Consider the following 12,486-nt stretch of genomic DNA (forward strand, 5'->3'; position numbering starts at 1 on the left):
TACGAACGGCCGGGGTCGCGAAGCGGACTGATGCATGGGTCCTGTCGGATCGGGACGCCGTCCGCGTCCTGGTCTGCCTGTCGAACGACCGGCCGCGATTCCGGGACGTCGTCGAAGGGACGGGGCTCGATAAGGCCGCATGCCTTCGCCTGCTGAAGCGTCTCCGTCGCGACCAGGTCGTCGGTCGTCGCCAAGTGGGGCGGCATGGGGTCTATGCCCTGACTCGCCGGGGACGCTCCCTCTGGGAGGCCGTCTACCGCACGCTGCTGATCGCCGAAGCCGCCCAGGGGATCGACGTCCAGGTCGAAGCCGCGAGCGTCCCTGAGCCCTCCCAGGCCGTCCAGGGAGAAGTTGCCGAGATTCCCGACGTCCCAATCTCGCGCGTCGTCGACTTCGCCCGCCTCATCAAGGGCGAGCGGTTCGTTTGCGCCCTGGTCGCGATCAGCGCCGGCCCGATGTCACCGCGCCAGATCTCGACTGCGATCGACGTTAAGACCTCGATCCTGTCGTCCTATCTCAGGACGCTCAGGCTCACAGGCTTGATCGACGGAAAAGCGACGGACAATCCGCCCATCTACTCGATCACCCCGAAGGGCCGGAAGCTGGCGTCCGCCCTGATCGAGTGTGCGGCGGGATGATTGGGAGTTCAGCCCATTCTAAATCCCAATCCGCGGACGAGGCGTCGACTTTAACTCAGAGTCGATCAGCGGCCGGGTCAATCGACTACGCAAGATCCGGCCGCCTTTCGACATTTGTACCAATCGACCGAATCCGCGAATCGGTAGTCAATCGAGACGCATCGTCGATCGACACGTTAACAACAGTCGGCGACGCCAGACCGCGATCCCTGCTAAGCATGGAATCACACCCATCGCCAGCGAGGATGGTTCGGGCACAACCTGTTGGGTGAGAATCGTGAAGGTGACGGAGTCATCCAGATCACCCGGCATAGTTGTCGGATCGAACACAAACCCGTAGAGAATGATCGTGATCGAGTCAGCCGTAGTGCTGTAGCTCATCGCGCCGGAGAGATCAGGAACGCCGGGGATGCGATTTCGTCCGTTTGTCAGCAGGCTCAGCCCGGCGATTTCTTCGCCGCCTGACAACGTTAGTCCAGTGAAGGTAAATGTGAAAACGTCCCCGCTGCTGGCTCCGGCGAACCTCGCTGGGGGGATGCATTCAAACCCAACGCGAATCGTTCCTGGAGCCAGATCGGCGTAGCCGTTGATGACGATGTTTCCGAAGAACGATGGAAAGTAAGCTCCGGAAAATTCCCGGCCAGGATCTGCGATCGTCGCGTTCCCGTCGAATGTCGGCGGAATTCCGCTCGTCAGGGAGCCATGAACAGTCGAGCCCACTACGAGCCCAGCCTCCAACCGCGAGGTCTGTCCGAGAACGACGATTGTCATTACTACCGCAGTCAAAATCGATCGACTCAAAATCCACCTCCGTCCATCGAGTGAGTGCGTCGTCAGAATCACCCTAGGACAACTTGAGTCGAGATTGCGGTATTTTGTTTTATTGTCCGGCTCGCTTCCAAATAGTATTTCACATATTACTGAACATAGTGTCAAAACGGTGTGTCACGTCGATATGTTTCCAAGAGAATCCAGACCGTAAGGCGACGTCTGTCGCTTTGAAAGCCGGGTCGGCAACGACGGATCGGCGAGCGAAACCGCCAGGAATACGGCGAAGATGGTGACGAACACGGCCAGGTCGGCCGACTCGCTGGCAGACATCAGAAGGGAATCAGCGACCTGGCGAAAGCGATGGGCGATGTCTTCTTCAGCCTGTGAGGTCTATCACCTCGCCACTCATCGGCACGGGGGTTTCACCCCTCATCCTCGGGCCGACCATCGGCCGGGTCTGTCGACGTCAACAGGCTCGGCCGTTTCATTCACCGCCCGTGACGGCTCGAAAGAATGCAGATCATTGCAGCCTGCGCCCTTCTCTTGACCAACAGCGTTCGATCGAGGCAGCAGCCCTCCTAACCGATCGACCGATGTGAATTCGTCTCAAGCTTCTGCTGAGAGATTTCCCCGACATAATAATGATCGCACAAATAATTCAACAGGCGCTTAAGATCCTTCTTCTTTGTAGGCATCTTGAGGCGATGCGCCCCTCCTTTATTTGAATATGATATGTCGATATCACTGAAATACTGCTTAATACCTGCGCAAACCGCCTTGGGAGACGCCGAGTCGAGTACATTCCTTGTTTTTATGTACGTGAATCTTTTTCGCATTGACATGTCGCACAATTTAGTAATAACACTTTCATCCTCAACAATCAAAGTATCATGAGCCAGGACTGCCTTCACCTCTTCGTCGGTTGCCTCGACGAAGTATTCCTTCAGATCGATGATGGGGTTGACCGCAGCAAAGGTCCGGAAGGTCAAGGTCCCGGACTCATATACAGCCACAAGACTGGTGTCGAGCGAAAGTCCTGGATCCTCCAGCCTTTTGAAGACGCCTGAACTGAACGAGAGAACTGAGCCCGGCCGAAACACACGGGCACGGTTTGATCGCTGAAAGAGAATTCGAGTCGAATCACCCGATCGCCCAACGCCAAAAACCCCCTTTATCGCAACATAGTCTGTGCTCGACAGTTTCAGATCCAAAAGCTCGTTCGGCCGTTCAACCGCCTGTTTGACCGAATCAGGAAGCACAAACGCATTTATTTCGAAAATATGATCTGTATCAGGTTTAAAGCGGGGATCGAAGCTGATTCGATCGGGGTTTCCAGCCAAAAACTCTTGAGCCTGCTGCTCAAAAGTCGACGTGAGTTCTGCCCGCAGACCGGCGTCGGCGTTGATGACTTGGGCCGTCAACTTACGCTTCTGCTCCACGAGGGCGAAAAAGCTGGTCACCCGGGTTGCGTCAGACATGTCTCTGGTTCTTCCACTTCTAGGTAGACGTACTCAGCCATCCTTGCAATCCACAGATCGTTGACCTGTTCCCGAAATACGCTCTTGGACACGAGCAGATCTTTCATTCCACCTTCAGTCTCAATCTCGTAGAAGTGGTACCCAAACAGAGCAAGCATCGGATTAAATGTAAACATATTTGTATGATACACGGAAATAAATATCACTCCAAACACATAGATTATAATAATCAGACTAGGTTCTGTACTGAATGTCGGCTTACTAATAAACGGAATCATATATGTAACGAGGAAGACCAAGACTTCCTTGTCTGAATTTTTAAGCCCCTTAGTTTTAACCTTGATTGGAGCCGACCCATCCCTTGCTATCCAAGGCATGAGTGCGGCAATCACCGTCAGGCCAGCCCCCATGACAAACCAGCGGCAGGTCTCACTGGTACCTCGACCCTCGGCGATAGCGGCTACTCCGTAACCGAATGCCACAGGTGCCAGCGAGCTTGTAACTAGCACGGCTTTCCCAATTGGGTTGAGCATGATAGCTCCTGAGAATTAGTGACCTACCGCTACAATGAATCCTCCTGACCAGTATACGCAAGTCCACTAGACCCAGCGATCCTTCTTGGCGACCTCCAGCTACCGCCCCCCAGCCGCTTTCAAACCATACCAGGCAGTCATACGTGCATTCAAGAAGATCGCAAATGAATGATTGCCATCTCTTTGAAAGGGCCCCCTTCACCAGGCCTTCGTTTGGATCTTGGAAGTTGGCCCTTCGTACCCGGTAGACTACCGGATCCCCCTCATTACGACCCGGTAGTGATGCTAAACGAGACCATCCGAGGCGAATTGACTGGAACTGCGGATCGGCTACAATACGGCTTCCCCAAAGGGTTTACCGTCTTTCTGGAGATCGGAATCTGGCCTGGACGAGCCGATTCCCAAGCTGGACGTCAGGGGTTCGAATCCCCTCGCCCGCTCTGAACGTAAGTCCTTGTCGGATAAGGGTCGAAGCTCACACCGCTTACCCGCCGGACGTCCGGCGGAGCGACCTCCAGCACTGGTCCCCAAACCAGTAACAAACCTGTAGTCCTTACAGGTTTGGTGGAGCGTCCCGCTATGCCTCGACTCGCGGTAAAATTCCCCAAATACTGCCGACACTCGACCGGCTCGGCCTGCGTCTACGTTAGCGGCAAGGTCGTCTACCTCGGCGAACACGGCTCGGCGGAGTCCAAGGCCCGCTACCGCGAGTTCATCGCGAAGCTCGCTCGGGAGCGTGAAGCCGAGGCCGCCGCCCCGCCGACACCGGCCGGGACAACGTACGCTCCGCCGGCCCTGACCCTCGCTGAGGGGCTCGTCCATTACAAACGGCACTGCGAGGGCTATTACAACTCCCGCGAGCTGCACAACCTCCGGGAGGCCCTGAAGCCGCTCCGCGAGTGGTTCGGGACGGCCCCCCTCATCGACTTCGGCCCGATGCAGCTGCGGAAGGTCCGCGACAGCTGGATCAAGAAGGGGCTGTCACGGCACACGATCAACGCCCGCGTCGGCCGGGTCCGACGGTTCTTCAAATACTGCGTCGGCTACGAACTGGCTCCATCTTCCGTCCTCGAACGGCTAGGAGCCGTCGAACCGCTAATGCGCGGGCGGGGGGGCCGAGAAGTCGCCCCGCGCAAGCCAGTCTCGTGGGAGGACGTCGAAGCGACGCTGCCGCATTTGAATCGGGTGGTATCGGCTATGGTGCTGTTCGGCTGGCACACCGGGGCCAGGCCAGGGGAGATCGTCGGCCTCACGACGGGAGCCATCGAGGCGGCCGGAGAGGTCTGGACCGCCCGCCTGGCTCGGCACAAGAACGAGTGGCGGGGCCTGGAGCGGGAGATCCTCATTGGCAAGGCTGCTCAGCTGGTGCTGGATCCCTGGCTCAGGCCCGACGCTCCCGACGCGGCGATTTTCTCGCCACTCCTAGCCGACGATCGCCAACCCAAGAGGAAGGGACCGCGACGTCCCGGGAAGGTCTACTCCCGCGCTGCATTCAGCCAGGCTGTGAGGAGAGGTTGCGAAAGGGCCGGCGTGCCGCTGTGGTCGCCGAACCAGCTTCGCCATGCGGCGGCGACTCGGCTCCGAGACGCCCACGGCATCGAGGTCGCCCAGGTCGTCCTGGGCCATGCTCGGCCCGACACGACGCTGATCTACACGAGCCTCGCAAAGGCCCGGGCCGTCGAGGCGATCCGCACTCAACCTTGAACACTCGTCCCCCTGAACGTATGATCCGAAAGTCCGCCTGGCCCGCGGATTTGCGGGCGGATCGTCCGGGGGATGTGCTCTCCCCACGGAAGGTCCGCCCGCTCTTTTGAGAGCACCCCTCCGATGGACGAGCGTCCGCCCTGGTACACCGGCGACCGTATCCTCGAAGCCGCTCACGAACTTGAAAGCGAGTTCGAGCAGGTCATCGAGTCTTTCCGATCGAGCCGTCCTGTCTCGCCTGCTCGGTGGGAACAGATCCAGGCGCTGGGCGAAGACTTGCACCGCCGCGGCGTTGCGGCCTATGCCTCCTTGGACCTTCAGTCCCTCGCCCTGCTTGCCGTCGTCGACCCGACCAAGCCGCCGGAGCCGGCACCCGCATACGATGCCTTCGTCCGCGCCCGGATGGCGATAGTCCGGTTAATCAACGCCCACATCGCCGCCGACGACGGCTCGACTCTTCCTGGACTCGAGGCTTCGAGCGAATGGGAGATCGAGGTCATCGAGTCGGATTACACGTGCTCGGACGAGGACGTCCCCTGTACGATCGCCGACCTGGTCGCTGCAGGCTACCGCAAGTTGACCGTCAGGCAACTAGCCGACATGACGGGGGTCGGAGCCTGCCCCTTTAAGGAGATGGTGCCTCGCGCCGTTCGGGCTGGGGAGATGAAGGGTTGGCGTTGGCGACTCCTCGGCGGCGGACGAGGCCAGATGCTCTACATCCGCCTCGCCTCCACATCGCGACGGCCTGTGGAATCTGTGGACTCCACAAGCCTTCTTGTGGAGTCCTGATCCCTCGTTTGTGGGGAGAACGGCCCCGAAACGGGGTCGTCTTGTGGAATCCGTAGGCACTTGTGGGCAACCCGAATTCCACAAGACTCTCGCCCCTTCCAATCCCACCTGCGTCCCGTATGAATGCCATAGGTTCATTCACTATCAGTGAACTTATGAGGGACGCCCGATGGTATCCGACAAGCTGCTCAACCCTGGCCAGGTCGGCCGCGAACTAGCCCCGATGTTCGGCAAGGCCGTGGGTTCGTGGACGATCACGCGCTGGGTCGTCGAGGGGGTGGCGTTGCGCGACGGCGGTCGGCTCAAGCTGAAGGCGATCCGACTCCCGGCCGGCTATCGCATCAGCATGGCCGACGTGGAATCGTTCATCGCCGAGCTGACCCGCGACCGGACGGGCGAACGCCCTGCCCTGGATGCGAAAGGACGCGCCGCCCGCGCCGATGCGGAGCTGGAGCAGTCGGGATGGTGACCCCGGCCTCTCGGATCGCGACCGCGAAGTCCCCCGTACTTTGCACGCGGTCCAGGCCGATCTGAGAGAGAGCACATCCTGATGGGTACGGCGACATGGGATATCGAGGTGACGGCGCCGACGCGCGACTTCGACCGGGTCGAGGCGGCGAAGGCGATGCGGGCGATCTGGCTTCCGGGCGAGGTCTACGCACTGCAGGGGCTGCCGTCGGGCCGATGGGAGACGTCGAGCCTGGACCGGGTCGACGAGGCCCTCGGCCTGGTCGGTCTCCTCGCCGGCGGCAAGGGGGTCTACACGACCATCAACCCACTGCGTCGCGGCTTCGCCCGGGGCGACAAGAACGGGTTCAATAACGGCGACTTCGAGCGTCGGGTCTGGTTCTTCGTGGACGTCGACTCGACGCGGCCGAAGGGTTCGAACGCGACTGACGCCGAGCACGCGGCCGCGCTGGAGAAGGCGGCGGCGATCGTGGAGTACACGGTCGGGAAGGGCTGGCCGGCCCCCCTCATGATCGACTCGGGCAACGGCGGCCACCTGTACTACCGGGTCGACCTGCCGAACGACAAGCTCTCGCAGCAGCTTCTGTCGGCCGTCCTGAGGGCCTGGAAGGCGAGGTTCGACGACGCCGGGGCTACGGTCGACCGGTCCGTTCACGACGTCAAGCGGATCGCCAGGCTGCCGGGGACGTGGTCGAGGAAGGGTCCGGCCTCGCCGGACCGTCCCCACCGCCGGACCCGACTGCTGGCGGTTCCGGACGTCGAGATCCTGAGCGTCGATCTGCTGAAGGCCGAGATCGAAATCTCGGCTCCGATGACGATCGTCCCGCCGCCTCCCTCGCCCAACGGGTGGGAGATCAAGGTCAGGCAACCCGGCGCGGGCGGCTATGCAAACGCTGCGCTGGAGGACGAGGTCCGGAAGCTCCTGGCGACGACGGACGGGAGGAACGCCCAGCTTTACGAGGCGGCCTTGAAGCTCGGCGGCTACGTGGCGTCGGGCGAGCTGCCGGAACTGGAGGTCGTCGGCCGGCTGGCGGAGGCCGGGCGAACGATCGGGCTGGGGACGGACGGCGACCCGCACGAGGTCGAGCGGGCGATCGCCAACGGGATGGAGGTGGGGAAAGGCAGGCCGAAGGTCGCTCCAGCGCCGAAGAACGGGGAGTCATCGATGAATGGGGCGGTCTCGGCGAACGGGAAGGTGGCCGAGGAGCCGGCCCTCCCGGCTCGGATCGTGGACATCATCGGCGACGTCGAACTCCGGAAGGTGTCCTGGCTCTGGCCGGGCCTCATCCCGAAGAACAAGCTCACGACGATCGCCGGGGCCGGCGGCCTGGGGAAGTCGTTCGTCTGCTGCGACCTGGCCGCTAGGGTGTCCACGGGCGGGGAGATCCCCGGCGGCGGCGGGGAATGCTTCGAGGTCGGGAACGTCCTGATCATCAACTGCGAGGACGACCCCGAGGACACGACGGGCCCCCGCCTGTTCGAGGCCGGGGCCGACATGAGGAGGATCGGCATCCTCAAGAGCGTGGCGTTGAATCAGTTCACGCTGGCCGAAGTGGGGTTGATGCGCCGGGCCGTGGCGGAGATGGGGAGCGTCTCCCTCATCATCATCGACCCAGCGACGGCCTTCGTCGGGAAAGGGGTCGACGACCACAAGAACGCCCAGCTGCAGGGCCTGCTGGCCCCGCTCCGCATCGCGGCCTGGGAGCTGGGGGCGGCGATCGTCCTGGTGACCCACATCAACAAGTCCGGCGGCAACAACGTCGAGGCGGCGACGCGGATCGTCGGCGGCGTGGCCTGGGTCAACGCCGTCCGCTCCGCCATCATCTTCGCCAAGGACCCCGACGACCCCTCGCGCCGCCTGATGCTACCGACCAAGAGCAACAACGGTCCCGAGAAGAAGGGGCTGGTCTACCGCGTCGTCCCGACCGACGCCCTCGCCGTCATCGAATGGGAAGGCGAGACCGACACCACGCCCGACGACGCTATAGCGCGGACGAAGAAGCCTGGCCCCAAGCCGGCCATGACCGACGACCAGGTCGAAGGCGTCTTCAGGCGACTTTTCGAGGGGCGAACCGAGGTCGCCAGCAAAGAGGCGGTCGCGTTCTGCAAGGAGCATGGCGTCTCCTATGAGGTCGCCAGGGATGCACGCAAGCGGCTTGGGATCGGTGCCAAGCAACGCAGCGAGGGCTGGGTCTGGATCGCACCCTACGGATTCCTGGCGAGCACGCCGCCCTCATAACTCCCCAACTGACCCATCTGCCCAACTGACCACCTAAGTCCTTGTGTGACAACACATATGCCAGATGGCGAATCAGATCAAGGATATCCCCATCTGAGGGAGAATTCCCCATCTGGGGGGGGAGGCAGAAGGGGAGTTCCCCATCAGATGGGGAATTACAACAACTAATTAGCCATCTCGTATATGTGTTGCTGTAAAAAGACTTAGGTGAGCAGTTGGGCAGATGGGTCAGTTGGGGAGTTGATTTCTTCGCACGCGCGTGCGAAGCGAGTCCTGTAACGAGAGAGCATCATCATGATCCAGTCAGACCAGGACGGGGCATTCGTCAACGCCCTGTACGATCAGCTGGCCAGGGATTGCCTGGCCGTCGCGGCGAGCGAGGAGGGCCGCGTCCCGAGGTTGACCATCACGGTCGGCCCCCACGTCGAGCACGGGACTGTCAAGGGAGCCCGGCTCACGATCCAATCGTTCGGCAGCGTCTTTGAGGTCGACATCGCCCCAGGCACGCCCGTCACGCAGATCGAGCGGAAGCTGCGACGCTGCGCCGAACAACCGGCGACCTGACCTCTCCGGCCTGGTCGCCCCCGCCATCCCGCGCCGCCCCATGGGTGCACGCCCGCCGGCCGCATGCACCTATGGGGGCCAAATATGTTGACGCCGACCGCACTCTGACCCCCCACGTTCCCACCCCGCGGAAAACCGGAGTTTGAACTTCGGATTTTCCCCTCGGCTGTCATCTCGCCGATTCACATCGTTTCGCATCGCTCGACATCACTTGATATCTCGTCATATCATTGTGCTCATGTCGTGTTTAATAAAATCCCAAATTCCGATCATATTTACGATTGCCTGCGCTGTGCGAAGGCGCTATCATGGCTTTCATGGAATCGACGGACGTACAGTTGCGGCGAGGGTCTGCGTTTCCCCGGCTGGGCCCAGGAGACGCGGCGCGGCTGCGTGACCTGCTCATGGTCCGCCTGCGTCGTCGCGGGGCGAACCTGGCGACGATCGCGGCTGTGCTGGGGTCGTCGCCGGCGACGATGCACCGCCGGTTGAAGGCCCTGCCGGACGACGCCCGGCGCGAGCTGGAGGCGGCCGACCTGGGCGGGCTGCTCTGAGGGGGACGACGCGATGCTGATCCGATTGAGCCGCGACCACGCGATCTGGACCGGGCGGGTCCTGAAGCGGGGGAACGTGGTCGACATGCCCGACGAGGACGCCTACCTCGCGTTCGCGACGGGCGATCCGCCGGGCCTGCCGTTCGCTCGCGTTCGGTGGGTCGGCCGCGTCGACAGCGTCGTCGAGGCCTGCGAGCTTGCCGACGTCCGCGGCGAGGAGGACGGCCGGTTCCTGTACCGGGCGCGGGTGGCGGCCCTCCGCGCGTACGACGTCGGCGCTTCCCGGCTGGACGGGGGCGTCCTCATCGGCCAGGTGCGGCCGAAGGCCGTCTTCGAAGTCCGATCCGACCTGGCCGTCGAGCTGGTGGCCGCCGGGGTCTGCCGCTACGTCGACCCCGTCGCCGAGAGGATCGAGCCCGCGCCTCCCCCCTACAGGATCCCCGCCCGGCCCGCACGCTGACGGGGTGAGTCTTTCCCAAGGAACCTCAGGAAAACGAGGAGCCGAATCGATGCCAGTGCTCAATCCCAGGACCGGCCGGGTCGTCAACGTCGACGGCTACTCGCTCGCGCGAGCGGTCGCGTCCGCCGCCGAGTGCAAGAACCGGCAGAACCTGCTCCCCTCCGGCCTGGAGGGCGACGTCCACGACCTGCTCCGCGATCTCGGGGACGGCCGGCGCGGCTTCCGCGCGCCGCTCTCGGCCTTCACGCCTCCCGACCGCAAGCTCCGCTCGCTGGACCTGACCTCGGGCGCGGGGGCCGTGCAGGTCAAGCTGGCGCCCGCCGACGACTTCGTCGACGTCCTGCGGCGCAAGAGCGTCTGCGGGCTCCTGGGCTGCGTCCTGGGCGGGCTGGTCGACGAGAACGGCGTCCCGATGGCGGTCCCGCTGCTGGGGGCGGGGTCGTCGGCCGGCTGGATCGCAGACGGCCAGGCGGCTCCGCCGTCGACGCCCACGATCGCCGGCGACCCGGGCATCGTCACGACGATTGCGGCGAGGGTGAACGTGACACGACGCATGCTGAAGATGGCCGGGCCGTCGCTGGAGGACTTCCTGACCGGCGAGATGACCCGGTCCGTGTCGAGCGAGCTGGACCGCGCCGTCCTGGCGGGCGACGGGAACGACGGCGAGCCGACCGGCCTGCTGAACGTCGTCGGGGTGCCCGTCCAGGCGATCGCTGCGAACGGCGGCGCGCCGACCCGGGCCGTGTTGATCGACGCCGAAAAGACGGTCGGCCTGGCCAACGGCGACGCTTCGGCCTCGGCCTCGATGGGCTGGGTTGGCTCGCCGAAGGTCCGGGCCAAGCTGCGGGGGACCGACGGCTCGACGGGCTCCGCCGGCGCGTGGCTGTGGAACGACTCCGACCGGGTCCTCGGCAAGGCGGCCTTCGCCACGACGAGCATGCCCGACGACCTGACGAAGGGGTCCGGGACGAACCTCTCGGCCCTGGCGTTCGGCGACTGGTCCACGGTCTCGGTCGGTATGCCCGAGACGGCCCAGGTGATCATCGACCCGATCGGCCTGGGGATGACGGGCGGAGTCCGGATGACCGTGTTCCTCGACGTCCGCGTGTCGTTCCGCCGGCCGACGGCGTTCGTGCTGATCAAGGACGTCGCGACGGCCTGACGCGGGGATGGGGGCGAAGCGGCCGAGATTCCGTCGAGGAGAGGGGGGAAGTCATGCTAGGTCAGATCAGGTCGATGCCGACGAAGGAGGGCCTGCGGGTCCGCACCTCGGTCGGCGGCCGTCGGGTGGTGGGCTACGCGAGCGTCTTCGACTCGTGGGCGACCCTGGCGCGGAGCGAGACGATCGTCTACCGGGAGATCATCCGGCCGGGGGCGTTCCGCGACGCCCTGGCCGAGCGGCAGAACGTCGTGGCGTTGTTCAACCACGACGTCAACCAGGTCCTCGGCCGCTCGTCGGCCGGGACGCTCGCACTGCGGGAGGACGCGAAGGGCCTGCACGTGGAGATCGACCCGCCCGACACGAACCTCGGTCGCGACGTCGTCCACCTGGTCGAGCGCGGCGACCTGGCCGGGATGTCGTTCGCGTTCCGGCCTCGCAAGGGGGGCTCGGAGCGGCGGACGCGTCGGGTCGGCGACCTGACGTTCGTCGAGGACGAGGTCCGGGCCGTCGACCTGTTCGACGTCTCGGTCGTGACCAATCCGGCCTACCCGGACACCACCGTCGCCCTGCGAAGCCGCGGCATGGTGACGCAACTCGAACAGGCGAGGATCCGCCTGGCCCGGGTCTACGACCAACTCGACGCGCTGGAGATGAAGGCCCTGGATTACCAGCGGCGCCAGCGGAGCCGCACGTCGGCCGGCATCGGGTGGCGGTCGTGAGTCGGCACGCGCCGGCCTGCGGAAGGTGCGGGGCCGTCCTCGCCGAGGCCGGGGCCGTCGTGACGCTCGCCTCGACCGGCGATGGGCCGCTTGGCGAAGCGACCTTGTGCCGGGCCTGCACCGACCAGGTCGTCGAGCTGCTCGGTCCGACGGCCTTCCTTCCCGTCGAGGCGAGAAAGGCCGTCGTCGACCCGCGAATGTACCAAACGCGATGACGCTCGGGAGTGCTGCGAATGAGGTCGATCGAGGCGCGTCGGACCGAGGCGTCGGCCGAGCTGGACACCCGCTGCCTCGCGGCGTGGCTGGACCTGCGGAGCTTCACCCTCGCGGCCCGCAAGCTGGGCGTGACGTCCCGTTTCCTCCGAGCGGCCGTCGAGCGAGCCCAGGCCGCGGGGCTGGCCGAGGCA

14 protein-coding genes are annotated in these 12,486 nt (G+C 63.8%); 11 read left to right on the forward strand and 3 right to left on the reverse strand.

Translation table 11 applies throughout. The features are described 5' to 3' along the window. Positions 1–638: winged helix-turn-helix transcriptional regulator (locus tag G5C50_RS31745; protein ID WP_206107942.1), on the forward strand; the 638-nt coding region annotated here is incomplete at its 5' end. A 147-nt stretch (positions 639–785) separates the two neighbouring features. Here the strand turns inward: G5C50_RS31745 and G5C50_RS31750 are convergent. The 3 genes from G5C50_RS31750 to G5C50_RS31760 form a co-directional block, all read right to left on the reverse strand. Continuing rightward, positions 786–1,439, reverse strand: a complete 654-nt coding sequence (locus G5C50_RS31750; protein WP_165076038.1) for a hypothetical protein — start codon at positions 1,437–1,439, stop codon at positions 786–788. 548 nt (positions 1,440–1,987) lie between these two features. Beyond that, positions 1,988–2,887, reverse strand: coding sequence for a hypothetical protein (locus G5C50_RS31755; RefSeq protein ID WP_165076040.1), 900 nt, complete (start codon positions 2,885–2,887; stop codon positions 1,988–1,990). Next, positions 2,866–3,420 (reverse strand): hypothetical protein, encoded by a 555-nt coding sequence (locus G5C50_RS31760; protein ID WP_165076043.1) that lies wholly within the window; start codon positions 3,418–3,420, stop codon positions 2,866–2,868. Before G5C50_RS31760 ends, G5C50_RS31755 begins: the two co-directional genes overlap by 22 nt. Before the next feature lie 579 nt (positions 3,421–3,999). Between G5C50_RS31760 and G5C50_RS31765 the strand changes: the two genes are divergently transcribed. The 10 genes from G5C50_RS31765 to G5C50_RS31810 all read left to right on the forward strand — a co-directional run bounded on the left by G5C50_RS31765 (position 4,000) and on the right by G5C50_RS31810 (position 12,294). Next, positions 4,000–5,124, forward strand: a complete 1,125-nt coding sequence (locus G5C50_RS31765; protein ID WP_165076045.1) for a tyrosine-type recombinase/integrase — start codon at positions 4,000–4,002, stop codon at positions 5,122–5,124. 123 nt (positions 5,125–5,247) lie between these two features. Next, complete coding sequence (locus G5C50_RS31770) at positions 5,248–5,913, forward strand: hypothetical protein (protein WP_165076048.1); 666 nt, start codon at positions 5,248–5,250, stop codon at positions 5,911–5,913. Between the two features lie 169 nt (positions 5,914–6,082). Continuing rightward, a complete protein-coding gene (locus tag G5C50_RS31775; protein ID WP_165076050.1) occupies positions 6,083–6,382 on the forward strand; it encodes a hypothetical protein in 300 nt (99 codons plus the stop codon). 81 nt (positions 6,383–6,463) lie between these two features. Then, positions 6,464–8,620 carry an AAA family ATPase gene (locus tag G5C50_RS31780; RefSeq protein ID WP_165076053.1) on the forward strand — a complete coding sequence of 719 codons (2,157 nt, stop codon included), beginning with the start codon at positions 6,464–6,466 and terminating at the stop codon, positions 8,618–8,620. 294 nt (positions 8,621–8,914) lie between these two features. Further along, positions 8,915–9,184: a hypothetical protein gene (locus G5C50_RS31785; protein WP_165076055.1), complete on the forward strand. Its 270-nt coding sequence runs from the start codon at positions 8,915–8,917 to the stop codon at positions 9,182–9,184. Positions 9,185–9,492: 308 nt separating this feature from the next. Beyond that, a complete protein-coding gene (locus tag G5C50_RS31790) occupies positions 9,493–9,738 on the forward strand; it encodes a hypothetical protein (RefSeq protein WP_165076057.1) in 246 nt (81 codons plus the stop codon). 13 nt (positions 9,739–9,751) lie between these two features. Next, on the forward strand, positions 9,752–10,198 hold the full coding sequence (locus G5C50_RS31795; RefSeq protein WP_165076059.1) for a DUF2612 domain-containing protein: 447 nt from the start codon (positions 9,752–9,754) through the stop codon (positions 10,196–10,198). Between the two features lie 49 nt (positions 10,199–10,247). Beyond that, positions 10,248–11,360 carry a phage major capsid protein gene (locus G5C50_RS31800; protein ID WP_165076061.1) on the forward strand — a complete coding sequence of 371 codons (1,113 nt, stop codon included), beginning with the start codon at positions 10,248–10,250 and terminating at the stop codon, positions 11,358–11,360. A 53-nt stretch (positions 11,361–11,413) separates the two neighbouring features. Then, positions 11,414–12,079 carry an HK97 family phage prohead protease gene (locus G5C50_RS31805; protein ID WP_206107943.1) on the forward strand — a complete coding sequence of 222 codons (666 nt, stop codon included), beginning with the start codon at positions 11,414–11,416 and terminating at the stop codon, positions 12,077–12,079. Then, complete coding sequence (locus G5C50_RS31810) at positions 12,076–12,294, forward strand: hypothetical protein (protein ID WP_165076063.1); 219 nt, start codon at positions 12,076–12,078, stop codon at positions 12,292–12,294. Before G5C50_RS31805 ends, G5C50_RS31810 begins: the two co-directional genes overlap by 4 nt. Positions 12,295–12,486 lie beyond the last annotated feature (192 nt).

The sequence above is a fragment of the Paludisphaera rhizosphaerae genome (assembly GCF_011065895.1).
In the GTDB taxonomy this organism is placed as follows: Bacteria; Planctomycetota; Planctomycetia; order Isosphaerales; family Isosphaeraceae; genus Paludisphaera; species Paludisphaera rhizosphaerae.